This window comes from bacterium SCSIO 12741 (genome assembly GCA_024398055.1).
Taxonomy (GTDB): domain Bacteria; phylum Bacteroidota; class Bacteroidia; order Flavobacteriales_G; family Salibacteraceae; genus SCSIO-12741.
On record CP073749.1, the window covers coordinates 1,301,891 to 1,327,802 of the forward strand.

The window sequence follows — 25,912 nt, forward strand, 5'->3', positions numbered from 1 at the left end:
GGTACTGGAAGATGATGGTTTGGTCGTTGGATAATCCTCCTGAGTCGATCACTTCATCATTCGCGTAGGCATTGAATTCCTACACGGTCGCATCCTGGTCGGATTGGCAAGAGCCACCCCGCCGCGACAGCGTGTTTGATTCGATTGTTCTCTTGCATTTTCATGGTTCATTAATTTTTAACGAGACAAAGATGACTAGTCTCAACGCAACCTATTTGCGCATTGATATTTTTTTAATTATTTTAACTTAACTAAATGAAAAACAAGGACTTAAAATTGAAGAATTTTCCCAAAAATTGAGGCTTTATTCGCCCTTTTTGATGGCCTTGTCTTCTGAGCCCAATTCACCTACCAGCCAACTGCTAAGTGCATGGGCCCCAGCCCGGTTAAAATGATGTCCATCTGCCCAATATTCTGTGTTGATTAATATTTCAGTAGGTGGTACCAAAATCGTGCCTAACGGTTCATACAACTCGTGGTCTCTTGGAAGGGCATAACGGGTACCGAATGCGGGCAGGTACAAAAAGTAGATTTTCACCCCATGCTTTGCACATTCAGCGGCTATTTTCCGGAGGTATTGATTGGAATAATTGCGGTAGAAGGCGGTCTCCCACGCAAACTCCTCTGGTTCTTCCCGAGCTCTGAACAAACGCTCCCGTTCAGCGACCTCTGGACTTATGGTTTGATGGAGCGCAAAATATCCATAGCGCCCCAAGGTAATCTTTGGATGGGCTGTATTAGAATAAACTCTGTCCTGAATCAGTTCGGTTTTAAAAGCCAGATGCTTCCAGGTATCGGATAAATAGTCTGGGTTGTACCACAAAGGAGAGGTAAAAAGCTCGCCGCTGGTGGCTACAAATGGGAAAATGGGGTGGCTAAACCGCGGCTCCTTTTCCAGAACTCCTAAAACCAAATGCCTGACCTGATGCTTTTCCAACAGTCCCTTTACCACGGAATATTGAAAGTTTCTCCCCGTTCGACAATAACCGAGGTTAACCAAATTCGGAACATTGAGCTCTGAGGCCAACAAGGAATCCTGAATACCACACATGACATGTGAGGCCCCTATAAAAACCCACTCTAAAGAATCGCTTTGATCAAAAACCTGATCGTAAAGCCAGGCTCCTCGCCCGGAGCAATCATCAACCACACTATTGTATTGCTGCTGTCGCTCAACGGGTAGAGCAACGAGCAAGAGAACTACAGGCAACGCAAACAATAGGGTATGGAACAAAATCTTTCGCATCAAAACTGAAAATAGATAAAACTGGGTTTGACACTAAAGTTTCCTACTCCCAACAAAATCAGGATAACTGCATAATAAAAAGCCCACCGCCATGATCTCTGGGTAGAAGAAAGCCAGGAATCCAGGTTGCTATTCCTTAGTTTAAGCTCCACTGTCCCGGTCAAACCCAGGACGGCTAAAAGCACCCCAAATCGGGTAAAGGAGAAGGCGGCAATTATTTCTGATAACTGACTCAGGTTGTATGCTGAAAATTGAACCAAGGAGGTCAGTAGCTGACTTAAATGTGACCACCCTTTGGCTCTGAAAGGAAGCCAAAGAAGCATAACCAATCCAAATACCACAGGAGCATATAAAACGCTGCCCCGATGCCAAGCTAAGCGTCTCTCTACGGCGAGAAGGACTCCATGCATCCCTCCCCAAATCAAGAAGGTAATGTTGGCCCCATGCCATAGCCCGGAAAGTAAAAAAGTGATTATAAGGTTTACATAGGTTCGTCCCAATCCCTTACGGCTACCACCAAGCGGGATATACAGATAGTCTCGAAACCAAGTGGATAATGAGATGTGCCACCTCTGCCAGAAATCACGAAAGGAAGTGGCCAAATAAGGAGTTTGAAAATTGGTCATTAACTGGAAGCCCAGCATTCGAGACAAGCCGATGGCAATGCTGGAATACCCAGAAAAGTCGGCATAGATCTGTAGCCCAAAGAAAAAGGTTCCGACGAGGACGGTTAGGCCATTGGCCTCCATGGTAGAATCAAAAATGGCATCGGCCAATACCCCAAAGTTGTCAGCTATGACTATTTTTTGAAAAAATCCCCAAAGCACCAATCGAAGCCCGGAAACATAATTGGATCGCTCGAATACTTTCTTCTCATAGAATTGAGGCAACAAGGAGGACGCTCGCTCAATGGGCCCGGCCACGAGTTGAGGAAAGAATGCCACAAAGGCGAAAAAGGATAACCAATCCTTCGCGGGTTTGATTTTCCTCTTATAAATATCCAGGGTGTAGCTCAGGGTCTGAAAGGTGTAAAAGGAAATACCAACGGGCAAAATGATCTCTAAGGTGCTGGTAGGCACATCAACGCCCATTGCGTTCAATAGTTGGCTGAAGGACCCAACGAAAAAGTGGAAGTATTTAAAAAATCCCAGAATACCCAGGTTGACCATCAGGCTTGTCCCAACCAAAAGACGCCGCTGCCTTTCGGATTTGCTTTGAAAGATTCGTTGCCCAAGCATAAAATCTATCAGGGAGCTAAGAACAATGAGTCCTAAGAACCTCCAGTCCCAGGCCCCATAAAACCAGTAGCTGGCGAGCAGGATCAAAGCGTTGCGAAATGAAACAGACAAGCGCTTGTTTACGAACCAATACAGCAGGAAGAATGCCCCAAAAAAGAGAAGGAAATTGGCCGAGTTAAATACCATACTTTAGGTCGAATGGACAAATATAGCCATTCGGGTTTCCTATGATTCATGGAGGCTGAATTATGCATCTCTGCCTGGTATTACAATCGATGACTTGGTCGGTGTAGACTTAATCCAACAAAAAGACTCTGCTCTAAGTCCCCTTTTTAAACAAATACCCACCTCAAATTAGGTCCTCATGGTTAGGAATTTAGGCGTGAATCAATATTTCTAATTGATGTGCTGCCCAGCGAAAAAATAGTCCCTAATTTCGCGGCATGGAAAAACTGAAAAAACGTTGGGGGATTACATCCAACCTACAGTTGGTTTTGATCCTTGTGGTATTTTCAATTAATGGATCGTTTGCAGCTTGGGTAGCCAAACCTGTAACCGAGTTTTTCGGTGTCAATTCCGAATCCATGGGTATGCCTCTATACATCCTACTTCGGATATTGTTGATTTTTCCCATTTACCAAATCACCCTACCCATCGTGGGTTGGATGTTTGGCCAGTTTTCCTTCTTCTGGGATTTTGAAAAGAAAATGCTCTCTCGTTTAGGATTGGGATTTTTGTTCAAAGACAAGTAATATCATCCCGCCTAACATTTCCTTCAATCGTGTAAATTAGCCTCTCCAATAGGAGTGCTTAATACTCACCAACAGGAATACCTTGAGTTCGGAAAAAGATATCCCCCTTTGCGATAAATGCGGCAGTGAGCTTACAGGGCCGTTCTGCGCTAACTGCGGGACACCTCAAGAACTTCGACGAATTGATTGGAAGTACATTTCGACAGAGATTGGAAGTGTATTACACTTTGACAAGGGAATTCTTTATTCCATTCGCGAATTATCAATCAGGCCCGGAAAGAGTATCCGGCATTTTCTTTTGCATGACCGGCATCGGTTGGTAAAACCCATATTCTTTATCCTGGTTTGTTCCCTGATCTATTCAGTGGTGCAGCAGCTCGTTCATTTTGAAGATGGGTATGTTGGGTACAACTTCGATGACTGGAAAGGCCTGGCCATTGGCCACATCTTTACCTGGATTGGCGAGAATTATGGTTATGCCAATATTCTAATGGCCCTATTTATTGGTTTTTGGATCAAAATTCTGTTTCGCAAATACGGTTATAACTTCTATGAAATTGTGGTATTGCTCTGCTTCGTCATGGGTATGACCATGTTGCTTTATACCCTCTTCGGATTAGTTGAAGTATTGACTGGATGGCCGGCTCTTCAGATTGGAGCCAATCTCAGTTTTATCTATTGCTCCTGGGCCATTGGTCAATTTTTTGATGGCCGCAAAAAACGAAACTACCTCAAAGGGCTTTTGAGTTATGTATTCGGCATGATTTCCTTCATCGTGGCTGCTGCCGCTTTGGGTCTATCCATTGATAAATTATTGGCTTAGCCTGAAGATTTCTTCGAACATCTTCCTCAAGCTACACTCACAGAAGTTTTCCAGCGCACTGCAAAGGATTTGATGTACTTCGCAAATTCGCATCCAACAATCCCCTCATTTCCAACTAATTTGTCTCAAACTAATTCTTTAGCTATGAAAAAAATCCCACTATTAATCTTAGCCTTATTTGCAACTTTTGCAGTATTCGGTCAAGCTAAACTTGAACGCGACGAACTCATAAATTCGTCCCAATCTTTTCCCGGATGGACTCAGTTTCAGAACAACACCAGTCTATCCCCAAATGAACTAATTGAAAATGCCCAGCTGGTTTTCGAACTTCCCGAAAAATCCACCTTTCAGGTAAAATCTGAAGCGACTGATCCAGAAGGCAGGTTACACGTCAAATTGCAACAGTACCACGATGGTTTTGAGGTACAGTACGCCATTACAAATCTGCACTACGATCAAGACGGCCACCTTCAATTGGCCAATGGCATGCAAGCGCTGAACCTCCTATCGGGCACTCCAGGTGCACCTTCTCTCCAAGACATTCAAAGTCTTGTGATTCAAAATCAGGATCACATTCACCGCCATCGATCTACGCCAATTGCGGAAGACAACATCCGAGTAGACTCTACGAGTGCCAAATTTATCTGTGGCAATCCCGAGGCCCCACTTGGAGAAAGAACATTCATTCCAGGTTGTGAGGCTTTTGCAGAAATTGCAGGTGAGCACTATATCCTTAACTTATCCATGAGCCATGGCGGGTTTATCTCCGCAGTTCCTTTGGAACATTACTGTTCAGGAAGCACACCTGCTCCTGCGGTCAACTCACCTGCTTCTTATGTCGGAAACGTTAGTTCTCCGATGCATTTTCCGTTAGAAGACGACGGTACCAATTTTATTCTGGAAAATACCTGCGAACAAATCACGGCCTACCAAAACGGATTTGCCAACAAGGTGACCTACCCTAACTCAAGTACAGCCATTCCGTATCAATCTGGTTTGGCCTATTGGGCAATCAATACCATCCATGACTATGTAGAGGATGAATATCACCACAACAGTTTGGGAGGATGGCCAATTGCCATTGAAAATGACTTTACCCAAGGTGCGTCAAATGCCTCCTACCGGGTTGATTTGATCAACAAGCGCAACAACATTTATATGTTTAATCCAAGCTCAACTGCGGTGATGGATATCGATGTTGCAGGTCACGAATATGGACACGGAGCTGCCTTCCATATGGCTCAGATTCCCTATTTGTCCTCAACGATTCAAGCCACCATTCACGAGTCCTATGCAGACATTTTTGGGGCCATTACTGAGCATCGGGTTCGAACTGATATCGGAGGCACGTCGCTTACCAACTTCACCTGGCAAATGAACACCGGATTAAACACTTTGGGAAGGAGGATCAACAACCCCGTTTCTCAGGGGAATCCGGATTCTTACTTGAGTACTCAGTGGAACTCTACAAGCTTTGGGAATCCTCATGCCCGCTCCTCAGTTTTGAGTTACTGGTTCTATTTATTATCAGATGGTGGAACAGGTACCAACAATGCACCCACTACCTATAGCTATAATGTGGGTGGAATAGGCTTTGCCGAAGCTTCAGACATTGCCATTAGAAATCTTCTTTATTACATGCACCCTTTGGCCGACTTTCAGGATATAAGAAATGGAGCCATCCAAGCAGCTACTGATATTTTTGGCATTTGTTCTCCCAATGTGTTCCAAACCATCGAAGCCTTCGATGCGGTTGGGATCTACGATCAAACCAATACTTGTAGCGTTGTAGTTTGCGCCGATGTTAATGATGCTAATTGCCAATCCAATGATGGTGTGATAGCCACTTCTATCCATTTCAAAGGCACCCCTTCAAGCGTTACTTATTCCTGGACAGGACCTAACGGGTTCACTGCAAATACACCTAACGCATCCAATTTGGCACCAGGTTCCTATCAACTAACAGTCAGCTCTTCCTGCGGTAATCAGATCTTTGATTACACGGTAGGTAACAAGGAAATTACCAATAGCGTTTCTCAATCCCCTATTCCTGGAGGCGAACATTACGGAGAAGTGATCGCTGTTAACGCAAGGGGGGATATTTTCTTAGGGGGAACTTATGATATGGATATGATGCTTGCTGGGACTGCCTTTCCCAGCCTTACACCAGGAAACACTCATATGTACCTGTCTAAATACGATTCCTGTGGCACCTTTCAATGGGCGCTTTTTACGAGCAATGAAAACGCCAAACCTATTGTGATGGAGTATGATGAAAAATCTCAGCAATTAATACTTGCCTTTGACCAATCCTACTCCTCTGGAAATCTTGAATTTAACTACCTGGATGCCACAGGTTTTCCTACCATGAATGTCGCTTCGCACTCCAATTCAACGCCTCATGCCGTTATGGCCATTGACCCGATGGGCAATATCAATTGGTTTTATTCCCCAACGGCCACCCAGCTTATCCTAAATAACCCCGGATATCTCATGATTCAAGACCTGGCTATTGATTTGAATTCCGTCAATAATCCAGGCGGCTCTATGTATTACCTCGTAGGTGGTGGCCAGAAAAGCTCAAGTCAATCTCCAGGTGCTGTGGACGGCATGTTTCAGGTGATTGACCAAAACGGAAGTTTCCAATATGAACATCACAATCTGGCCACCTCCATCAATCCAATTTATAACTTCAAAAACTTACTCCACATTAAATCGGTCTGGGCCGAAAACGGTCAAGTATTTATGGCTGGAGACTACACTACTTTGGATTGGCAAATGCAGGGAGCTTCAAATGATGTTGGTTTGATTTCATTGCTTATGGAGCAGCCAGGTGGAGGGTACTTGAACATGGCCAACAATTGGTTTAACTCCAAAGTTCATTGTAGTCTAGAGGATGTAGAACATGATCCAAACTCTGGATTGTTGCTGGTGTCGGGTGTATTTCAAGAGGACGTGATCGAAAAGCACTATAACCAAACAGATTGGTATACTTACTATACCGGACACATTGAAGGTTCACCGGGGAATCAAAACGTCTTTTTCTTCAAATTAGACCCTCAGACCCTCGCCTTTGATAAAACCGCCGGAACCAACCATTACTTTGGAACCGTCGGAGAAATGAGAGTACCAACCCAGGTTTTACCCGGGCAAAATGATGCCTCTTACTTCCATGGAAAAATTGTGTTGAAGCCCAGGTCCAGTTCATGGTTAGATGAATTCTACATCGTGACGCAAGGTGTTATTGAAAACTCTGTGGTTAACTATATACCGGACGCTTTGTGTTCCAGCGGGACATTAGACATTAACAAGGTTCTAACCAAGCGGGAAACCTATGGAATCAACAGCTATTTCATTGACAACTCCAGCCCTTGTCCGCTGCGTTTGGGCCGTTGGTTCCCTGGTCCTGTACCAAATGTCTATTTACCTGAGTATATCTATCCAACTGATTTTAGGTATCTCGATAACCCCATGGTGCACTATGGCGGAGTAGCCAAGCAAGGTGATAAACTACTCATTACTGGCACCTATTCTGAGACCTTTTCCCTTCCCATTGTCGGAATCGTTGATACTCCCGAGGTTCATCACCGCATCTTTTTAACCAAACACACCATTGAATCGGGGCACACAAGCTCTGTGGTTCGAGAAGATGAAGAGGATGAGTTAGCAGATCCTTTAGTGACGTCGGTTGAATCAGCGGAGAGCGAAAACAACGCTCTATCCATTTACCCGAATCCAGTCCATGGGGACCTCACCATCCAATCTTCGGGTGATGCCGTTATTGAATCCATCCGGGTCTATTCATCGGATGGTCGTTTGATGCTTGAAGAGTCCAATCTGGATGTATCTTCTTTTCAAATTTCCACCTCCGCATGGTCGGTAGGGCTTTATTCGATGCATGCCGTAACCGAAGGGCAAACCCAAGTCATTCGAATTGTAAAACAATAAATAATCTTAACCTCAAGAGCGAGCTCATCGGATTCCGGTGGGCTCGTTTTCGTTTAAATCACACCTTTTGGTAGTTTTGTCCGCTTATACCTATATCCATTTCCAAGGCATGAAAAAAGCAGAGGCAACCCGAAAAATGATATTGCAGAAGGCATTCGAGTTGATCTATGCAAAGGGGTATCAAACCACCAGTATTGACGACATCATAGCAACCACCCAGGTAACAAAAGGAGCTTTTTATTACCACTTCAAAAACAAGGATGCCATGGGACTGGCCATCATTCAGGAAATTCTTAAACCCGCTTTATCCGGTTCGTTCAAGCAGATTTTGGATGAAAATGAGAATCCGATGGAGTCCATTTACCAACTGATGCACATGCTTCTCCTGGAAAATGAATTTTTAAAAGCTGAATACGGTTGCCCAGCTTCCAATTTCACCCAGGAAATGAGCCCTTGGAACAACAAGTTCAACACCGTACTTAGTCAGCTCAATGATCAATGGAATCAATCGATGGTAGATGCGATCAACCGAGGAAAGGAAAAGGGATTTATCCGTCTAGATGTTAACGCTGCACAGGTGACGCGCTTTGTGATATCCGGGTATTGGGGCATTCGAATTTTTGGGAAACTGGAGGACAGTAAAAAGGCATATTCTTCTTATTTAGAGGAACTTAAAAACTATCTTCAGGGGCTTCAATAATTTTTTTCTCCAATAACATACTGATTAGTATGTTTTAATTCTACCTTCGTCCAGTCATTGGATAATTAGACGAATCATGTATTCCGAATTATTAATTTTTCATTCGCTCACAAGATGGCTGGTGCTCTTTCTGATGGGTTACGCCATTTTTAGAGCTTGGACCGGGCACTTTCAAACCCGCCCCTTCACCAAAAGCGACAACTCCATCCGACATTGGACAGCAACCGTGGCTCATATCCAACTCGTTCTTGGTATCATCCTCTACACACAAAGCCCCTTCGTTAAGGCTTTTTGGTCCTCACCAGGAAGTGCACTAAAAAATCTACCCCTCTTTTTCTACGGAGCTTTTCACTTATTCCTGATGACGTCTGCCATCGTCATTCTAACTATTGGATCTGCATTGGCCAAGCGTCAATCCAGCGATCCCAAAAAGTTTAAAACCATGCTCATCTGGTTCCTCATATCATTCGCAATCATCTTGGTTGCCATTCCATGGCCATTCTCGCCCCTTTCGAGTAGGCCCTATTTCCGAACATTTTAGTCATGATTCACTTTTTCACCACAAACATGGGACGCCTTCGACTTTTTGGATGGTTAGAGGGCTTATCTCTCCTTATTCTGGTATTTGTTGCGGTACCCCTCAAATACCTTTTGCATGAACCCAAGTGGGTGGCTCTTATGGGACCCATTCATGGTGGCTTATTCCTACTTTTCATCTTCAACACACTCCGAACTGGCATTGAGCAGCGCTGGAAATTCAGTGAAACAACTTGGAAGGTATTGATTGCTTGTCTTATTCCATTTGGGACCTTCTACATCGACAACCGCATCCTAAGAAAAATGGACTCCAACTCATGATATTTGTTTTCAAAACATCGGTAGAAGACCAACAAGATGTACGCAAAATAGAACCCTTTTTGGGTGAATTGCCGGCTACTATCAAGTGGAATTTTGATCTGGAAGATTGCGACCATATTTTGCGCGTTGAATCAGAAAATGAAATCTCTAAACTTGTCAAGGAGGTACTACAAAATCATGGTTTCTATTGCGAGGAACTCCCCGATTGAATTCTCCCATACCCGTGTTCTGGATTCTTCCAGCAATAATTAGTAATTTGGATTCCATCAAACCTTTGCCATGAATCGTTTCCTTGCCAAATACCAATCCAAGTCCAATAAAGAGCTGGAAAACATTGCCAACGATTCAGAGAATTACTTAGAAAATGCTCGACAAGCAGCCGCCCAAATTCTCCTTGAACGGCAAGAAAAACAAGTTGAAAAAGAGCGAGGTAATGCGGGAAAACTGGTCTTATCTCATGAAGGAGAAGAGCTCGTATTTGCTCCTGAAGAATTACGTTTGATCGGTGAAGTATGGTACCATACCGATTACCCAGACAGTCGTTCCATATTCCTTTACCTAAAGGAAACCAACTATGAAATATCAACCGAACTACCCGCATTTGAAGCATTTTGGGCAGAGCTGGAAGATGCCTTTGGGGAATCCATTCCCAGGGAGATAACTACCGCCCAAAACTGGCACCAGGTCCTTTGGCCCAAGGAAATTGCAGGATCCACCTACTTTCAGCTTACCAAGGTCAAGTCAAAAGGATTAATTGATCGATTGCTTAATGAAGATGAACACGAAGTTTGTGACATTCATCCGGACGTTTTGCGCTACTTGGAAGGTAAACCGAAGATTCAGTAATTCCCCAATAGTTAGCTACCATATCCCCTCAATTTCATTAATTTGAAATTCAAATTCACACCTATTAGAGTGCTTACACCTCAAGAAATAGAAGAAGAATTCAGAGCCTTTCTTTCCCACTTTCCCTTTCTCCAGGAAAACGAAGTGGACATTCTGGTTGAACACAGTGTCATCAAAGAGTTTAAAAAAGGCACCGTCCTACTCCGTGAAGGAAGTATTTCCAAGGAGTGCTATGCTGTTATTCGCGGTTGCGTTCGCGAATACTACCTCAAGGAAGGCCAGGACAGATCCACCGCTTTTTTTACGGAAGGTCAATCGGTCAATTCCTTTTCCAGTTACACCAATCAGCTTCCCTCCCGGCATTTTTTGGAATGCTCAGAAGATTGTTTGCTCACGGTTGGTTCCCAATCCCTGGTGGACGAGATGTGTGCTCGTATTCCCAGACTGGCTGAATTGATTCAAACCGAAGTGGAAAAAGATGCCGGTGCGCTGCAGGATAGAATGGCCTCCTTTATGACCTCCACTCCAGAAGAGCGCTTTACGGATTTGCTGGAATCCAATCCCGGGTTGATGAACCGTGTACCTCAACATCAAATTGCCAGCTATTTAGGTGTAACTCCTGAATCCTTGAGCCGCATAAAAAGAAGGTTCTTTCAGAAAAAAGATTCAGCTTAAATTCTTTGCTTTTCCGCCCTTTAGCAAAAGCCAGAAAGCAAACCAAAATTCACCTATTACCGCCGCTACGAGCAGTCCTACAAAGACCATGGACAAGGGCTCAAAAGAAATTCCAAGGAGCTGAATCAAACTATCTCCGCCATATCCCATTCCTCCAATAACCATCAACCGCCCGAGCCATTTATGAACTACCTGAGACTTTAACAGAGTATACCCAAGAGCGGGTAAATGAATCGCAAAGAAGATTTGCCAGATCAACTCACCATATTTATGGGCCTTGAGGAAGACCAAAACCAACCCTTCGAGTTGCTCTTTGCTGAATGCCTGAAGGTATTCAGGTTGCTCCACCAATATGGCGGGAATGAGGTAATTGATCAGGTTACAGCCCATAATAATGGCCATGGCAAACCGAGAATAGGTGGCAACGGTCATGGCCGTTTTTCCATAGGACTTGAACAGTTGAAACAAAAGAACGGTAAGCACAACCTCCATAATTAAGACCACAATATCACCGGCCATTCCGAATCGGAACAGGAGCGAATGATCCATCAAATTCTGAAAAGTGGTAGCCGCATCGTCCATTTGAACAATTTTTTCGGGCACTGTACCAATACTAAATCCACCAACAACGGCAATGATGAGGTACATCGCTCCGGCCCATTGAGAGGACCGTCTACTTAAGGGAGTCATTGAATTCATAACTTGATTTTTTTGGTTCGTGAGCAACTGATACCTATTCCAAATCCCAAAGCCATACACCCTGTAATCCAAAGGGCCTCATTTCCGGCAAAGACGGCCAAAGTAGCCCCTATCACAGCACCCAGTCCGACCCCTAATCCAATACCTATTTCTTCGTTTTTCATCCTTCCATTATTTGATTGAAAAATTCAGCGCCAAAACTCTGAAGTCTCAAATTGCTGTGCATTGACTTATGGTAAGAAATGAATTGAATGCCTCCTCGCATTAAACCCAAAACAGACTGACAATCATTTACTTATACGTATAAATACGGTATGCCTCTGCTCAAATCACCGAGTGCATGGGGTAATTTCCCGTGATTTATGAATCAAGTAGAAGCGCTCTGTTAAAAATCAATTACCCCCAATACATTTGAGAGACAGGTGAATTCCGAAAAACCTTTAACAGAGTAGGACAATCTAATCTTATCAAGTTATGTCTGCAATTACTAATTCTTTCGAATGGAGCCTTGAGGCCTACGAAAACAGAGGAAATGTTTGGCTCAGATGGAGCACTAACTCCCCTTTCAGAGCGCAACAAGGTCGCGTTTATTTGTACAACAGTGGATTCCCATCGGACCCAACCAATGATTCCGCAGCCTGGAGTTGGGACAATGAAAACAACCAGAACTACGACACCGGCAAGCCCTGGGGAACAGGTTGGAACTTTGCCTATATCGCCGAAGCCAGTCCAAATGGCCCCTACGTCTATTTTATTCAAGGAACCACAACAGCCGAAAACGGTCCTGACGTGAGTAAAGAAGAAGCCATGGCCCACGCCTAACGACAAATTCGAATTCATAGGAAACCATTCATAAAAATCCGCTGACCCAGTGTCGCGGATTTTTTGCTTTTATTCCAGCCAGAATTTACCCTTGACAGAAGGTTGACACAAGAACCCTTTATTTTTGTCCTTCACCAAAACTCCAGATATGGCACAGCTGGTCATTAAAACAAATCCCGAAGTTGAGCAGGTGTTTGCCAAATACCCAGAACCTGCCCGCAGTAAAATGCTGTATTTGCGTGAACTGGTAAGGGAAACTGCCGAAGAAACGGAAGACATCGATGAGCTGGAAGAAACCTTGAAATGGGGAGAGCCCAGTTTTGTCACCAAAAATGGCAGTACGCTTCGGATGGATTGGAAGTCAAGATCACCTGATGAATACGCCCTCTATTTCCAATGCACCAGCCGATTGGTCGATACTTTTCGAATGGTTTTTGATCATGAATTTCATTTCGATGGTAAACGGGCCATCGTCTTTCACATGAATGAGGATATACCCGTTGAGGCGCTAAAAGAATGCATCAAAGCCACCTTAAGGTATCACAAGGTAAAGCACCTGATGACCCTTGGGGTATAAAAAAAGAGACCCCCAGGATGAGGAGTCTCTTTAAAACTAACCAAAATAAAACCAAGTTCAGGTGGTTGAGTACGAAATACCAGGAAGGTTTCCCTGGCACTTGTTGAATCTTAGGCAGACAAGATAGGAGCCTCTTTTCAGGTAAAAAGAGAAAAACTTTGTGGCCTGTAGATATTTGTTTGCGAGCAGTAGACAACCTTTACCCGTTTCCACGTTTTTACCCTAAGACCCCAATTAAAAGGTCACCTCCAATTTCCACCCCACCTTAGAACCTGCTTGCGACAGAAGAATCGTCGATTATCAATGCAGGTGGTTTATTTTTTGAATCGAGCCAAGGAAATTGTAACTATGTTGCGTGTTCAAACCAATAATTACCTGGTATTAGTTTGCACCTTATTCGACTACTTGTCTGCTTTGCCCTGGCCCTCTCGCTGATGCCCGTTAGTCAGTTATTCGGCCAAGGAATCCCCTATCAAAACCTAAACTTGGATGATGGTTTACGGGATCAAAAATGCTATGACCTTCATCAGGATGAACTGGGCTACCTGTGGATAGGCACCAATACTGGCCTGCAGCGATACGACGGAAAGAACTTCAAAAACTTCCCAACCCAACAGAATTTCGTCAACGAGATATATAGACTAATCATGATCTATGGGCGAACCTATTTGTTATCGAGCACCTATGAGATCTTGCTGTTAACCGGCGATTCTATCATCCATCCACCAGAATTTCATTCCCTTGATTCTTTTTTGCTGGCCACCAATCAACACGTACATAATTGGGGAATTAACGATTCCAATTACCTGGAAATAGGCCTACGGTCGCGTGGCAAAAAAGAAATCAACAACATTATCATCCATCCAGACCATTCCTGGGATCTTCATTCCTATACCCCAAAAGAAGGGGAGTATGCCTTGGTCAAATGCTACAAGCGGGGAACTATTGTCAGCTGTCACAACAGATTGACAAGTCATCTTTGGGCCATTATTCAAAAAGGAAATTCTCAATCCAAATTATTCCTCAATAGCCAGCATATTCGTTATCAAAATTTCTTGAGCGAATCAGATGTTTCTCCTCAAGGAAATGTGGCCACAGCCTTTAGCCATCGAGTGATTGCCCTCATTGACCAAAAGGAATACTATTTTGAGTTTGATCATGTAGTTAATTCCGGCTCGCTGTGGTTTCAGAATGATACCACCTTGTGGTTAGGCGTTAATGATGGGGACGCAATAAGGGTCCAGTTTTCCACTATTGACAGTAGCAGAACGCGGTTGGAGAGGTTTCCCGAATTTCAGCACGTCACCAAGTTTTATCCAACAAAATCGGGTGGGCTTTTTATCGCTTCTTTTGGAAATGGTCTTTACTACCTCCCCCGTCTTGATTTGAGTTATGAATACAAGAAAAGCAAGGTAAAAGGAATCGCTCAATTCAAAAATAAATTGGCATTACTCACTCATGACCAAACGGTGGTATATCAAACTAATCAGAGTTACGACACCTTGTGTGCTGAAAATGTCCGGATTGATCAGATTGTTGGCATGCCGGAACGCCTGTTGATTTTTGGAAATTTTGATGGACAAAGAAAGGAGTCTAATCACTACTACATGCCTTGGTTCGGACATACCGAGATATGGGCCGACTCCAATCAGCTACTGACCTTTCAGAAAAAAGGCTTTTTCCGGCTTATGGACTCTCTGGAAGTAAACGCGCCACATGCCATGCATTTTCATCAGTGCTTAGGGATAGACAAATCATACTATTATGGGCTTAGAGAACATCATCTCTATGTGGCCTCTACGGAGAATCCTAAGTCCATTCAAAAAATCGACTGGCCTGTTCCCCTCCACAGTCTGTGTAGCAGCAACGGTCGCGTTTTTGTCATTGATCACTCCGGCACCTTGTTCGAAATCGTAGACACGACCCAATTCATTCCCATCTATCAGGATTCCAGCCTGCTCATGAATCCCGTATTGAAAATAGAAGCTCAACCGGAATCGTACACTCTTCTTTTTAAGGATTTACTGCTACAGATTAGTCAATCAGACACCGGATTTACCCGCACTTCCCTCCCCCGTTATTCAGAAATGTTTCAAGGTCAATTTAAAAGCTTTGAACGCATCGCAGATACTTTGTATTTGCTGGACGAAAGTTTTGTTTACCGCATCCCGTTTCCTTTGCGGAACCAACCCATTGTCCATAAGCCCATCATCCAATTTTCGGGAAAAACGTTTGCTGGAGAAAACTCCGGAAATGTCTCGTCCGATGGAAGCCCATCCAAAATCGAGATTTCCACTTTTAACTTCGCTCAAAATCCTTTTATCCTGAACTCACTCCATTTGTACGGAAGCGAATCTGAATCCAATTTCAACCTTACCAGTCCAACATTCATCCTACCCAAACTTCCTCCCGGAGACCACGAAATGTCGATTAAAACGGTCAACCTGGCTAATGAGACCGAATCGCCCAAAACCAATCTGGCTCTCATTGTTCCCACGCCCATTTGGCAACGTTGGTGGTTTATACCTTCTGCCATGCTGGCTTTTTTCCTGCCCCTTGGATTTTCAGCCACGTTGTATTTCCGCTCGAAGATAAAGGCCAATGAGCTCGCCCATCGACTCAATGTATTGAGGTCAAAATCTGTTTCTGCCCAGCTGAAGCCCCATTTTACTTTCAACGCAATGGCGAGCATTCAATTTCTGATTACAGAAGGACGGTTGGAAGAAGCCGAAGAGTATCTGTCCAAATTTGCCAACTTGCTGCGATCGGTTTTGGCCAATATGAACCGAAGCTGGTATTCTTTCGATTTGGAAAAAGGGATGTTGGAAAACTACCTGGCCATCGAGAACCTAAGGTTTCAACGATCTACGGAATTGGAATTTATCAACCAGACGCAAAGGGAGTATTTTGAGTTCTGCGTTCCCCCGCTGTTTTTACAAGTACTCATTGAAAATTCTATTCATCACGGAATTGCACCATCATCCAAAACCGGTAAAATTCAAGTGATCATTTCTCTCCAGCCCAACCAACTCCTCCAATTTGTAGTGCGTGATAATGGTGTAGGCATTCATCCGGATCGGTTGAAATTACTGCAAGCGGAAATCTACGAATCCACTGGCCTCAAAACACTATCGGATCGATTGAAACTCATTGCCCAAACTGAAAAGGTGTCGTGTTCTATGGAATACCACCTCCTTGATCAGGACGACTATCAAACTGAAATAAGAATTCTAATCCCAATCAAATCATGCTAAATCAGAAAATTCGAATTGCCTTGGTGGACGACGAACCCACTGCAACCGGCCTTATTGGAAACTACCTGAAACGTTTTTTTGAAGAGGATATAGAAGTTGTGTTCACTTGCAACTCTCCTATCGAAGCGCTATCCTACCTCCGGCATCAAGCCGAAATAGATTTGCTTTTGGTCGACATTAATATGCCGGAAGTTTCTGGCCTGGAGTTGGTTGAACTCATTGCCGAACGAAAATTTGAAGTAGTGTTTATCACGGCTCATGCTGATCATGCCTTGAAAGCTTTTCAAGTACAAGCCCTGGACTATATCCTCAAGCCCATTGACAAGTCGGCTTTTGTGAAATCGATGACCAAGGTGATTGAACGAGTAAGAGGATTGAATGGTCTGCCTGATCTTGAAGCGACCAAAACATCTTCGGGAAAACTTCCCATTATTAAGAATGGAATGACCCTACTCCTCGATTTGGGCAAAATCATGTACCTGAAAGCCGAAGGAAGTTACACCCGAATTGTGACAGCTGATGAGAGCCATGTTTTGTCCAAAAATTTGAAAACAGTGCTCGAACTCCTGTCCAATGATAAGCTGATTCGAGTCAACCGCTCCTACGCTTTGAACGCAGATCACATCAAAGGTTTTAGCCTGTCTAAGGATGGAATGGTGGTTCTAAACAACGGAAAAGAGGTGAGCATAAGTCGGGATTTGAAGAAAAAAGTAATTGCCCAACTGAAGGCACTACCCGGCCAATAAACTACTACAAAGCACTCATTTTCAAGCAACAACTCCCTAAATCAGCCTCACTAAAGTGATACTCTTCTCGGTTGCAAAGTCTTAATTTTTTGCGAAAAGGGGTGGGAGTTAATAATCCTTCATATATTTGTACCTACAAATAATTTACCTACAATGAAAAGTGAGTATCATAACGCGGTGTTTCAAATCATCAAAACCGGTCACTGGATTACCGATATGGTTTCTCGGGAGCTTAAGGAATATGGAATTTACGAGCCCCAGTTCAACGTACTCCGCATCCTACAAGGAGCCAAGGGAAAGCCGGTTTCTGTAAATCGCATATTAGAAAGTATGATTCAACGGTCGAGCAACATTACCCGCATTATTGATAAGCTGGAGGCCAAGGGTTTGGTGGAGCGCACATTGTGTTCAACAGACCGGCGCAAAATGGATATTGTGATAACTCCGGAAGGCAGTGCGCTACTGAAAAAGCTAAACAAAAAGGTAGATGAATTTCATAAACCAATGATGAACAACCTGACTCCGGATGAAGCAAGAACATTAACTGAATTAATAATAAAACTCAAACAAAACGTAACATGAAAAAGATTGTAGCCCTAGGTGGAAGCACAAGCAAAACATCCATCAACAAGAAGTTTGCGACTTATGTGGCCCATCAACTGGAAAACACCGAGACCGAAGTCGTGGATCTCAACGATTATGAACTACCCCTATTCAGCGTAGATCTGGAAGCGGAAATAGGATCTCCGGAAAATGCACAACGACTAAATGACGTGCTCGATTCTGCAGATGCCATTGTGCTTTCTCTTGCCGAACACAACGGATCTTTTCCAGCTGCCTTCAAAAATGCCATGGATTGGGTGTCTCGAATTGAAATGAAGCTATGGAGAAAAAAGCCCATGCTGTTGCTCTCTACTTCTCCAGGAGGTCGCGGTGGAGCTTCTGTGTTAGCCACGGCTAAAACGCTATTCCCCCATGCAGGAGCCAACATTATAGCAGACTTCTCCCTTCCTTCTTTCCACAGTAATTTTAGTAAAAACGGTATCCAGGATGAGCAACTACGTGGCGCACTGGAAGATAAGATTCGGCAATTTCAGCAGGCTCTTTGATCCTGCGAGTTGACCTTTTTTTACCCAAATAGATGTATATACATTATTTGTACTAACAAAAAAATAAAGTCATGCAAAAACAAGTCAAATCTATCTACGGATATTCCAGTATCGACAACCTGGTACCCGGAGTTCGCGGGCAGCGAGCCTTTCCCACCCGAGCCTTTCGGGAGTCGGATCCTTTTTTGATGCTCGACCACATTGGCCCTGAAAAAGTGGGGGCCAATTACTTCTTAAATGGAGAGGGTCACGACCATCCACACAAAGGGTTCGAAACGTTGAGCTTCCTGCTGGAAGGCACCTTATATCACCGCGATTCATTGGGCAATGAGGAAACCTTGACTTCTGGATCAGTTCAACGCATGAATGCCGGATCGGGAATTATTCATGGTGGTGATATGGCCTCTGATTCGGATACCGGACGATTTCACAGCGTACAACTTTGGGTAAACAACCCGTCCAACGAAAAGAATTCGAAACCTGGCATTCACAATGTGACTAACCAGGAGATTCCTTTTTTGCTGGAAGGTGGCGCAAAACTCCGAGTAATTGCTGGCACCTTGAATGGTTTAAAAGGAAAAATAAAAACCAAGGCCACCACGCAAATTGGGCATTTGATTGCGGAGGGAAAAAGTAGCCTGGAAATAGGCACCTTCCCGAATGGTTACACCGTGATGGTGTATGTATTGGAAGGAGAGGCCGAAGTAGGAAATCGGGTTCTACGAGAACATCAATTGGCCACCTTGGAGCAAGAAGGAGATTCGTTAAGGATATCAACGTCTAAGCAGGCACAGCTTCTCATCCTTTCCGGAGCTCCTTTGAACGAACCCATTGCATTTGGAGGACCCTTTGTCATGAACACCCAGGAAGAAATTCGTCAGGCCCAGGTAGACTACGAATTAGGACGATTTGGAATCATTCAATAGCCATGAAAACCGTTCTTCTTTTCTTGTTGATTAGCCTTGGGACAATACCCTTATTCGCCCAACAAAGTGATTCCCTGGAAACGGATAGCCTCCAATGGGAAATTCGAGCAGGCATGATGGGGCAATGGCAAAAGGGAAATCTAAACCAATGGAGCGTCATGCCAAATGCTCTGATTCGGGCGTATAAAAAGACCTTTTTGGTAGAACTAATGGCCAAGTATTCCTACGTGCAAGTAGAAGGGATAACCCCAATCAATGACTTTTGGACCAAGGCTATTTTTCAGTACCGACCGACTCAAAGGCTCTATCCCGTGGCACACAGCATTAATGGATTTGCTAAATCCTTTGGAATCGACCATTCGTTTGTCAATGGTGTTGGCGGGGGAGTTAACCTCATCAAAAACAACAGCAGTTATTTGCAACTCCATGCCTTGGGTACTTACCTAAACCTGCAATTTAGTAACTCATCGCCCCACTCTTCTTTTGCCTTGGGAAGCCTCATCAGGGCCCGACTTCCCATTTCCAAAAACCTTTCCTTTCTTTGGGAACTGTCAACCTATCACTCCACTCGACAGAGCGCGTTTTGGGGAGGTGGAAATGAGGTTTCACTGGAGTTTAAAATCACACGTCGGTTTTTCGCCTTGATCAATCACCAGCTCTTTTACAACAATATTGCTGCGGAAGGCGTTGAGAAGCTGAATACACAAACCCTGCTTGAGCTAAGTTACCAGTTTAGAAACTGATAGATCAGGGGAGGCTTTCTTCAACAGGTTTTAACCGTTTTAATTCACGCTTAGGAATCAAGATATTCTTATTTTGCTTCCGGGTATTGGCATTATGAAAGACCGTTTGGAAGAATACATCAGGAACTGGGTCCCTTCTCCGCTTGATTCGGAGGTGGAGGAAATTCTTGACTTATTTAGCCCTAAATCCTTTAAAAAAGGAGAGTTCTTTAAAAAACCCTTTACCAAAGGATTGGAGATTGCCTTTATTCCCGAGGGCGCCATTCGGACGATTATTTATGATGATCAAGGGGAAGAAACCACCTTTCGGATTCGGGAGAAGAATGTCCTGCTCATCGACCCCATAAGGCTAATGGATCCGAATGACAGTGCACCCCGGGAAGCAGGTGCGGAATGCCTGGAGGATCTCTCCATGCTCGTTTGTGACTTTAAACCTTTCGAGGATCTCTTAATGACCAATTTGGCGCTCAATGTGGTGGTTCGTAAACACGCTACCCAGCAAATGATCGATATCGGACGGCAGCAACTCCTATTTCTTACGGGATCTGCCTCAGACCGGTACAACTACATTATGGAGCATCATCCTTCCTTGATTCAAAAATTTCCACTTCGACTGATTGCTTCCATGATCGGAGTTACCCCTACCCAGTTAAGTCGGGTGCGCAACAAAAAGTAGCGACCTTCCATTTTTCAACATTTGTTGAGGATTTTCAGATTTGACCACTCCTACTTTTGCTTTTCTGAATTTAAATCCAAAACAAATTATATGCGAAGTATCCTAATAATCTCCTTGATGCTCTTCAGCTTTGTGGCAAGTGCTCAATCTTCCATTCAAGGTCTGTGGGCCACTGGTGACAACAATACCGTGATAGAAATAACCCAGGTTCAAAGCCATTGTGAAGGAAAAATTAAAAGCACCGATAACGAAGATGTTCAAAAGGGAACCTTGATTCTAAAGGATCTCGAAAAAAGCGGTGACACCTGGGAAGGGAAAATTTACGCCCCAAAACGGGAGTCGTGGTACGACGTTGAAATCACTCCTGAAGCGAACCAATTAATCGTGGAAGTGAGTGTCGGCTTTTTGAGTCGTACGCTGGAGTGGAGCCGGAGTAAGTGATGAAATTCACCCTCCCTCTTATTGGGTTATTCCTTATCCTGTCGCTTACTTCACAAAGCCAGGATTTGGAATTGGCCGGCATTCGATACTTCAATTACCCCAGTTCGAGTACACGTCCACACAACGATCAATATTCGATTCAGGAGACCGGAGGATTCTTTAACCTCCCTACCCGACTGAAAAATCAGAAAACCATTCTCATTAATGGCATTGCCTATGGGTTAGTTCATGTGGATTATCAGCAAAACAGTTTGCTTCCTGAGGCGGGAAAAATCAATTTACATACAGCGAGCTACAACTTTTCCATAATCCAAAAGTTGCCTAAAAAGTGGATAATCATGGCCTCTTTTGTCCCCACGCTGGCCTCCAATCTAAAGGGTTCACTAAGCACCGACGACTTCGTGATTCAAACCATGGCTTTTGCCTTAAAAGAAGTTGGACCCAATCTAAAATTGGGTGGTGGTCTCGCCTATACTACCCGACTGGGTGAACCCCTGGTCGTACCGGTGGTCCCTTTGTTCCTCAAAAGCAAAAAACACCGTATCAATGCCATTCTGCCTATCAAATTCATGTATGCCTATCGCTTCAAACCCAATTTGGATATCGGTTTTAAGGCCGTTGTGAACGGTGGAAACTTTAACATCACGGACATTTCCTACCACGATATCGAAATCAACAAGTTCCACTACACTCGAGCTAACCTGGGCCCCATTATTCACTTTAGACCCAGAAAACTGATTACACTTGAACTGACCGGAGGAATCAGTACCGGACGTAATTCTCGTCTGTTGGATCTAAATGATCAAACTTTTACCAATTCCTCCACTACCGCTGCTTTTATAAGTGTGGGTTTCATCATCAAACCCTCCCTGGATTAAATCTTTTTGAAGTATGATAGTTTCTGTTTTTAAAACCAATATTTCAGCATATGACCTCAGCCGAATCACTCCCGTTTTAAACGACTACAAATCGGTTTTGCGATGGAGTACTGACTTGGAAGACTGTGATAACATCCTGAGAATTGAAAGTCAGGAAATCGTGTCTCAGGCAATCGTTAAAATACTTGGCGACTTGGGCCTTTTCTGCGAGGAATTAATGGACTGATAAACCTTATTCAACTGCCATGTAAGGGCATTATCCCGAAAATACGGGTAGCCATGAATTTTCTACTTTAGGTGGATAAACTAAACCATTATCCACCTGGTCATGAAAACCCGACTTCTCATCCTACTTCCGATTTATGGAATTCTCATCTTGTCCTGGGTCCTTAAATACACCACCTATCCGGGCTGGGCATTTTCAACGCTGGTTGCCTATTCGGGTTTGGCACTATGGTATTTTGGGCAGGGAGTTGCGACTATCATTAAAAACAAAAAGTTTGATTTTAGCGGCTACTTCAATCTACTCCTGTCTTTGACCGCGACCGTTTTAGGTTTTAAATATCTCCATTATCCATTCTCTGATTATTACGCCCCTTTGGTAGTTATCCTGCTCGTGGGAAGTACCCTTTACCTCATAATCGGAAAGAACAATTGGTTCCCCCTAAGTGGCTTCGAAAAACTGAACGGACTTTTATTCATTCTCCTTCTTATACCAACTTTCCTCACCTTCAATGGAGCTCCCAGGCCCATGATATTGGATGAGTGGCTTGGAGAATCTTTTGATTACCCTGCAAAAAGAAACACGAACTGGTCGTGGGTGGTAATGGACGGAGCGGAAAAAGGAAAGTGGCTCCACCGAGGAAATGGTAAAATGATTGAATCGGGGCAATTCACCAATTTTTATTCGACTGGGCAGGTGTATGAAAGCGGGCGGATTAAAAATTACGAGCGTAACGATTCTTGTTTCTTTTTTGATACTGCAGGTACGATCATTCAAATTCTGGTTTATGGCGAAGGGGACCCGGATCAATACTTTCCAATCAATGGTCCGTTTGAAAGGCATTATGATAACGGAGAATTGTTCCAAAAGGGACGAGTAGAAAATCATCAACGAAGCGCTGACTGGAAGGAGTTCTACTCGAATGGAAATATCAAGTATAATTTTTATACCAAGGTCGACTCCTCGGTACAGGAACAATACTTCATGTCTGGACAGTTGAGTGACATAGCCACCTACTATTCAGATAAACTGACTGGCATTCGAAGGACTTACTACGAAAATGGCAAGCTAAGACAGCTTGTCAAATACCACCGTGGAAACCTCGTTGGGCCCAGTTTACATTGGTATGAGAATGGGCAACTCAAACAACAACTAAACTACCAAAATGGTGATCTTCAAGGAGAGGCAAGAGAATGGTATGAAAATGGACAAACCCAATTTATCGGCAGTTACCTTGACGGCAAAAAAGAAGGCCCCTGGTTAGTCTATTATGAAGACGGAAGCCCAAAGCAACATTGTGTTTACGTTCGGGGAAGAGCCCATGGCAAAGTAACTACCCATGACGAAGATGGCTCACTTCACATCGACTTCTTTGAGCATGGAAAAAAAGTGGAAAGCCTTGACGATTATAAAGCCATTGAACCCCCAAAGGAATAACTAAAAGGCTCCGTTTAACTCCAATCGCTCAATCAAGTAAAAATATCGGTTTTAAAAATCGAGTAGAATTACGTATTCCGAACATTCAAACTTGCCCTAACTTCACTACCATCCAGTACTGAATAATCACTTGAAACGAACACTAATTATATACCCTTAAACTAAACTTTATTTCCCATGAACGGCAACACTACCTCCGAAAACGGTGCAGCGGTATTGAACACAAACCACTATGCCACCGTCGTAAGACACCTGGCAATCCTTCTGGATTCTAATCCTGGAATGAAAGCGGATTTGGAAATCTCTTTGGCCAACGCTCAGATTTCGGCTTACCGAAGTTTGAATCGGGATTTGTACTATGCCATCAACGACGTTTTTGAGGGCAATGGCTGGCCCCTTACTATCTCCAACTACCTGGACTACCTCAACATGTATGTTCAGTTGATTCCCGATGAATCGGATGACCCGAACTATCCCAATGCCTGGAAAAGTAGCAACGAGCAAAATGGTTATAACCAAAAGGTATACGACCTGCTCTGCCAATTCTACTGGTTGGTGGATCAACCTCTAAATGGTGCATTTCCTACTATGCAGGCCTATCCTGACTTTGCTCGATGGCTGGTCGATTTTGCCTCTGCCTGGGGCGAATTTTTGGATACCACTGAATCCCTTACCCCCAAAACCCTGGATTCCTTCAAGCAGGATCCGATGTACAACTTCCCGCTCTACTCGAAAGATGAGCCCAACTGGACGACCTTCAATCAATTCTTTTACCGGGAATTCAACGATGCAGCCCCAGTAACCAAAATCTCACCCCTTCGGCCCATTGCTGCACCAAAGGACAACAACACCATTACCTCTCCAGCGGATTGCACCTATAAAATGGACTATGCCATTGATGGAACAGGAAACGTGATCGACTCCAAGGGCAACCCGGCCAAAATCACGTTAAAAAACACCCACTCCATTGGTACGGTTAATGAATTGCTGGATGGCTCTCCTTTCGCAGAAGATTTTTACAACGGTACCTTCGTTCACTATTTCCTCAGCCCCTTCGATTATCACCGTTTCCATACTCCGATTGAAGGTGAAGTATTGGAAATTCGTGCCATTCAAGGGCAGGTTTACCTGGACGTTAACCTTACCGATGGCCAATGGGATGCTCCCGATAGTGCTCAGGACGGTTATGAGTTTAACCAAGCAAGAGGGCTCATCATTATTGAAGGTGGAGAATCCGTCGGAAAGGTGGCTATTCTCCCCATAGGCATGGCCCAGGTATCCGGCGTAGAAATGAATTCTCACTTAGGAGGAACCGACGTGGTAAAGGGTCAGGAATTTGGCAAGTTTAAATTTGGCGGCTCCGATATCATTATGTTGTTCCAAAAAGCCCCCAATCTCTATCTCTTTAAAAATGACCCGGCACTCGAACCCATTCATTTTCAATATGGTCAGGTAGCTGCCTATTTTGATGTAACAAAGAACCAATAATCCCGTTTCACTTCAAAAAAGTCTCTGTTGCTTCCGGGCACAGGGGCTTTTTTGTTTTTGAAGGTTGAAGGTCATGGAGAAAAGTGTTCTAAAATTTCGGATATTGCCCCTCCAATTCCATCCAGAGATTGGAGTACATGACCATGATCGAACTCAAGCCCTTTACCGAATCCGACTTTGAAACCTTCAAATCCTGGGCTTCCAGCGCCGAAGAATTGTTTCAGTTTGCCGGACCCATTTTCACCTATCCTTTGGATGATGAGCAGTTAGGAAACTACCTCAACATGGCGGATAAAAAGCCCTATAAAGTGGTTCTGACTTCTACCCAGGAAACCATTGGACATTGTGAACTCAACCATGAAAATGGGAACAATCGACTCTCCCGTATCGTGGTAGGAAAAAAGGAATTACGAGGCCAAAAGATCGGGGAGCAAATCGTTCGTCAAATGGTTGAGCTCCTGTTTCAAAACCCGGCTATTAAGGAGGTAGACTTAAACACCTTTGACTGGAACAAAGGAGCCATCCGTTGTTATGAAAAAGTTGGATTTAGGATCATTCCTGAAAACTCAGATAAAATGAACGTAAATGGCCAGGAATGGACTCGAATAAACATGGTGCTTAAAAGGAGTCAATGGGAAACTTGAATTCACCTCATCCACAACACCACTGATCTATGAAACACCTACTCATTCTCACAGCGCTCCTCCTTCTTCTAAGCTCATGTAATACCCAGCAACCCAAGGAAGACAAGGCCAAATCTTATTTTCTCCCCCTCCAACTACCTATCACTATACCCAGGTAAACGGA

General features: G+C 44.0%; 26 protein-coding genes and 1 pseudogene. 23 read left to right on the forward strand and 4 right to left on the reverse strand.

What is annotated here, in order from left to right:
• Positions 1–304 precede the first annotated feature (304 nt).
• Positions 305–1,246, reverse strand: a complete 942-nt coding sequence (locus KFE98_05400; GenBank protein UTW63586.1) for a hypothetical protein — start codon at positions 1,244–1,246, stop codon at positions 305–307.
• Positions 1,246–2,670 carry an MBOAT family protein gene (locus tag KFE98_05405; GenBank protein ID UTW63587.1) on the reverse strand — a complete coding sequence of 475 codons (1,425 nt, stop codon included), beginning with the start codon at positions 2,668–2,670 and terminating at the stop codon, positions 1,246–1,248. The genes KFE98_05400 and KFE98_05405 overlap by 1 nt, the downstream gene beginning before the upstream one ends.
• Positions 2,671–2,927: 257 nt before the next feature.
• On the opposite strand from KFE98_05405, the gene KFE98_05410 reads away from it, so the two are divergent.
• The 8 genes from KFE98_05410 (at position 2,928) to KFE98_05445 (ending at position 11,086) form a co-directional block, all read left to right on the forward strand.
• Entirely contained in the window at positions 2,928–3,236 is a 309-nt protein-coding gene (locus tag KFE98_05410) for a diacylglyceryl transferase (protein UTW63588.1), read from the forward strand.
• Positions 3,237–3,336: 100 nt separating this feature from the next.
• A complete protein-coding gene (locus tag KFE98_05415) occupies positions 3,337–4,059 on the forward strand; it encodes a DUF3667 domain-containing protein (GenBank protein ID UTW64646.1) in 723 nt (240 codons plus the stop codon).
• A gap of 144 nt (positions 4,060–4,203) precedes the next feature.
• Positions 4,204–8,007, forward strand: a complete 3,804-nt coding sequence (locus tag KFE98_05420) for a M4 family metallopeptidase (protein ID UTW63589.1) — start codon at positions 4,204–4,206, stop codon at positions 8,005–8,007.
• A 109-nt stretch (positions 8,008–8,116) separates the two neighbouring features.
• Positions 8,117–8,707 carry a TetR/AcrR family transcriptional regulator gene (locus KFE98_05425; GenBank protein UTW63590.1) on the forward strand — a complete coding sequence of 197 codons (591 nt, stop codon included), beginning with the start codon at positions 8,117–8,119 and terminating at the stop codon, positions 8,705–8,707.
• A gap of 76 nt (positions 8,708–8,783) precedes the next feature.
• The gene (locus KFE98_05430; protein ID UTW63591.1) at positions 8,784–9,248 is read left to right on the forward strand and encodes a hypothetical protein; all 465 of its coding nucleotides are present in this window, start codon (positions 8,784–8,786) and stop codon (positions 9,246–9,248) included.
• A gap of 2 nt (positions 9,249–9,250) precedes the next feature.
• Positions 9,251–9,565 carry a DUF3817 domain-containing protein gene (locus tag KFE98_05435; GenBank protein ID UTW63592.1) on the forward strand — a complete coding sequence of 105 codons (315 nt, stop codon included), beginning with the start codon at positions 9,251–9,253 and terminating at the stop codon, positions 9,563–9,565.
• Positions 9,566–9,844: 279 nt separating this feature from the next.
• Positions 9,845–10,411 carry a hypothetical protein gene (locus KFE98_05440; GenBank protein ID UTW63593.1) on the forward strand — a complete coding sequence of 189 codons (567 nt, stop codon included), beginning with the start codon at positions 9,845–9,847 and terminating at the stop codon, positions 10,409–10,411.
• A 42-nt stretch (positions 10,412–10,453) separates the two neighbouring features.
• A complete protein-coding gene (locus KFE98_05445) occupies positions 10,454–11,086 on the forward strand; it encodes a Crp/Fnr family transcriptional regulator (protein UTW63594.1) in 633 nt (210 codons plus the stop codon).
• Here the strand turns inward: KFE98_05445 and KFE98_05450 are convergent.
• The gene (locus KFE98_05450) at positions 11,078–11,785 is read right to left on the reverse strand and encodes a DUF4386 domain-containing protein (GenBank protein UTW63595.1); all 708 of its coding nucleotides are present in this window, start codon (positions 11,783–11,785) and stop codon (positions 11,078–11,080) included. The two genes, KFE98_05445 and KFE98_05450, sit on opposite strands and share 9 nt — an antisense overlap.
• Positions 11,782–11,949 (reverse strand): hypothetical protein, encoded by a 168-nt coding sequence (locus tag KFE98_05455; GenBank protein UTW63596.1) that lies wholly within the window; start codon positions 11,947–11,949, stop codon positions 11,782–11,784. The genes KFE98_05450 and KFE98_05455 overlap by 4 nt, the downstream gene beginning before the upstream one ends.
• A 310-nt stretch (positions 11,950–12,259) precedes the next feature.
• On the opposite strand from KFE98_05455, the pseudogene KFE98_05460 reads away from it, so the two are divergent.
• The 15 genes and pseudogenes from KFE98_05460 (at position 12,260) to KFE98_05530 (ending at position 25,749) form a co-directional block, all read left to right on the forward strand.
• A pseudogene (locus tag KFE98_05460) lies at positions 12,260–12,535 on the forward strand (hypothetical protein).
• Between the two features lie 220 nt (positions 12,536–12,755).
• Positions 12,756–13,184 (forward strand): DUF1801 domain-containing protein, encoded by a 429-nt coding sequence (locus KFE98_05465; GenBank protein UTW63597.1) that lies wholly within the window; start codon positions 12,756–12,758, stop codon positions 13,182–13,184.
• Between the two features lie 386 nt (positions 13,185–13,570).
• Positions 13,571–16,438, forward strand: coding sequence for a histidine kinase (locus KFE98_05470; GenBank protein UTW63598.1), 2,868 nt, complete (start codon positions 13,571–13,573; stop codon positions 16,436–16,438).
• A complete protein-coding gene (locus tag KFE98_05475; protein UTW63599.1) occupies positions 16,432–17,184 on the forward strand; it encodes a response regulator transcription factor in 753 nt (250 codons plus the stop codon). Before KFE98_05470 ends, KFE98_05475 begins: the two co-directional genes overlap by 7 nt.
• 153 nt (positions 17,185–17,337) lie before the next feature.
• Positions 17,338–17,766, forward strand: coding sequence for a MarR family transcriptional regulator (locus KFE98_05480; GenBank protein UTW63600.1), 429 nt, complete (start codon positions 17,338–17,340; stop codon positions 17,764–17,766).
• A complete protein-coding gene (locus KFE98_05485; GenBank protein UTW63601.1) occupies positions 17,763–18,293 on the forward strand; it encodes an NAD(P)H-dependent oxidoreductase in 531 nt (176 codons plus the stop codon). Before KFE98_05480 ends, KFE98_05485 begins: the two co-directional genes overlap by 4 nt.
• A 71-nt stretch (positions 18,294–18,364) precedes the next feature.
• Positions 18,365–19,219 (forward strand): pirin family protein, encoded by an 855-nt coding sequence (locus KFE98_05490; protein UTW63602.1) that lies wholly within the window; start codon positions 18,365–18,367, stop codon positions 19,217–19,219.
• A 2-nt stretch (positions 19,220–19,221) separates the two neighbouring features.
• Complete coding sequence (locus KFE98_05495) at positions 19,222–19,962, forward strand: DUF481 domain-containing protein (protein ID UTW63603.1); 741 nt, start codon at positions 19,222–19,224, stop codon at positions 19,960–19,962.
• Between the two features lie 94 nt (positions 19,963–20,056).
• Positions 20,057–20,638 (forward strand): Crp/Fnr family transcriptional regulator, encoded by a 582-nt coding sequence (locus KFE98_05500; GenBank protein UTW63604.1) that lies wholly within the window; start codon positions 20,057–20,059, stop codon positions 20,636–20,638.
• A 90-nt stretch (positions 20,639–20,728) separates the two neighbouring features.
• Positions 20,729–21,079, forward strand: coding sequence for a DUF2147 domain-containing protein (locus tag KFE98_05505; GenBank protein ID UTW63605.1), 351 nt, complete (start codon positions 20,729–20,731; stop codon positions 21,077–21,079).
• Entirely contained in the window at positions 21,079–21,957 is an 879-nt protein-coding gene (locus KFE98_05510) for a hypothetical protein (GenBank protein ID UTW63606.1), read from the forward strand. The genes KFE98_05505 and KFE98_05510 overlap by 1 nt, the downstream gene beginning before the upstream one ends.
• 13 nt (positions 21,958–21,970) lie before the next feature.
• Positions 21,971–22,183 carry a hypothetical protein gene (locus tag KFE98_05515; GenBank protein ID UTW63607.1) on the forward strand — a complete coding sequence of 71 codons (213 nt, stop codon included), beginning with the start codon at positions 21,971–21,973 and terminating at the stop codon, positions 22,181–22,183.
• A gap of 102 nt (positions 22,184–22,285) precedes the next feature.
• A complete protein-coding gene (locus KFE98_05520; protein ID UTW63608.1) occupies positions 22,286–23,617 on the forward strand; it encodes a toxin-antitoxin system YwqK family antitoxin in 1,332 nt (443 codons plus the stop codon).
• A gap of 177 nt (positions 23,618–23,794) precedes the next feature.
• Positions 23,795–25,105: a phosphatidylserine decarboxylase gene (locus KFE98_05525; GenBank protein ID UTW63609.1), complete on the forward strand. Its 1,311-nt coding sequence runs from the start codon at positions 23,795–23,797 to the stop codon at positions 25,103–25,105.
• Between the two features lie 137 nt (positions 25,106–25,242).
• Positions 25,243–25,749 carry a GNAT family N-acetyltransferase gene (locus tag KFE98_05530; protein UTW63610.1) on the forward strand — a complete coding sequence of 169 codons (507 nt, stop codon included), beginning with the start codon at positions 25,243–25,245 and terminating at the stop codon, positions 25,747–25,749.
• The last annotated feature ends 163 nt before the right edge of the window (positions 25,750–25,912 follow it).

Excerpts from the sequence above, each read along its gene's own strand:
- KFE98_05530 (UTW63610.1), top strand. The coding sequence starts at position 25,243 with ATGACCATGATCGAACTCAAGCCCTTTACCGAATCCGACTTTGAAACC.
- KFE98_05480 (UTW63600.1), top strand. The coding sequence starts at position 17,338 with ATGAAAAGTGAGTATCATAACGCGGTGTTTCAAATCATCAAAACCGGT.
- KFE98_05440 (UTW63593.1), top strand. The coding sequence starts at position 9,845 with ATGAATCGTTTCCTTGCCAAATACCAATCCAAGTCCAATAAAGAGCTG.
- KFE98_05495 (UTW63603.1), top strand. The coding sequence starts at position 19,222 with ATGAAAACCGTTCTTCTTTTCTTGTTGATTAGCCTTGGGACAATACCC.
- KFE98_05505 (UTW63605.1), top strand. The coding sequence starts at position 20,729 with ATGCGAAGTATCCTAATAATCTCCTTGATGCTCTTCAGCTTTGTGGCA.
- KFE98_05425 (UTW63590.1), top strand. The coding sequence starts at position 8,117 with ATGAAAAAAGCAGAGGCAACCCGAAAAATGATATTGCAGAAGGCATTC.
- KFE98_05450 (UTW63595.1), bottom strand. The coding sequence starts at position 11,785 with ATGAATTCAATGACTCCCTTAAGTAGACGGTCCTCTCAATGGGCCGGA.
- KFE98_05410 (UTW63588.1), top strand. The coding sequence starts at position 2,928 with ATGGAAAAACTGAAAAAACGTTGGGGGATTACATCCAACCTACAGTTG.
- KFE98_05465 (UTW63597.1), top strand. The coding sequence starts at position 12,756 with ATGGCACAGCTGGTCATTAAAACAAATCCCGAAGTTGAGCAGGTGTTT.
- KFE98_05520 (UTW63608.1), top strand. The coding sequence starts at position 22,286 with ATGAAAACCCGACTTCTCATCCTACTTCCGATTTATGGAATTCTCATC.
- KFE98_05510 (UTW63606.1), top strand. The coding sequence starts at position 21,079 with ATGAAATTCACCCTCCCTCTTATTGGGTTATTCCTTATCCTGTCGCTT.
- KFE98_05515 (UTW63607.1), top strand. The coding sequence starts at position 21,971 with ATGATAGTTTCTGTTTTTAAAACCAATATTTCAGCATATGACCTCAGC.
- KFE98_05435 (UTW63592.1), top strand. The coding sequence starts at position 9,251 with ATGATTCACTTTTTCACCACAAACATGGGACGCCTTCGACTTTTTGGA.
- KFE98_05475 (UTW63599.1), top strand. The coding sequence starts at position 16,432 with ATGCTAAATCAGAAAATTCGAATTGCCTTGGTGGACGACGAACCCACT.
- KFE98_05405 (UTW63587.1), bottom strand. The coding sequence starts at position 2,670 with ATGGTATTTAACTCGGCCAATTTCCTTCTCTTTTTTGGGGCATTCTTC.
- KFE98_05420 (UTW63589.1), top strand. The coding sequence starts at position 4,204 with ATGAAAAAAATCCCACTATTAATCTTAGCCTTATTTGCAACTTTTGCA.
- KFE98_05485 (UTW63601.1), top strand. The coding sequence starts at position 17,763 with ATGAAAAAGATTGTAGCCCTAGGTGGAAGCACAAGCAAAACATCCATC.
- KFE98_05500 (UTW63604.1), top strand. The coding sequence starts at position 20,057 with ATGAAAGACCGTTTGGAAGAATACATCAGGAACTGGGTCCCTTCTCCG.
- KFE98_05455 (UTW63596.1), bottom strand. The coding sequence starts at position 11,949 with ATGAAAAACGAAGAAATAGGTATTGGATTAGGGGTCGGACTGGGTGCT.
- KFE98_05400 (UTW63586.1), bottom strand. The coding sequence starts at position 1,246 with ATGCGAAAGATTTTGTTCCATACCCTATTGTTTGCGTTGCCTGTAGTT.
- KFE98_05490 (UTW63602.1), top strand. The coding sequence starts at position 18,365 with ATGCAAAAACAAGTCAAATCTATCTACGGATATTCCAGTATCGACAAC.
- KFE98_05525 (UTW63609.1), top strand. The coding sequence starts at position 23,795 with ATGAACGGCAACACTACCTCCGAAAACGGTGCAGCGGTATTGAACACA.
- KFE98_05430 (UTW63591.1), top strand. The coding sequence starts at position 8,784 with ATGTATTCCGAATTATTAATTTTTCATTCGCTCACAAGATGGCTGGTG.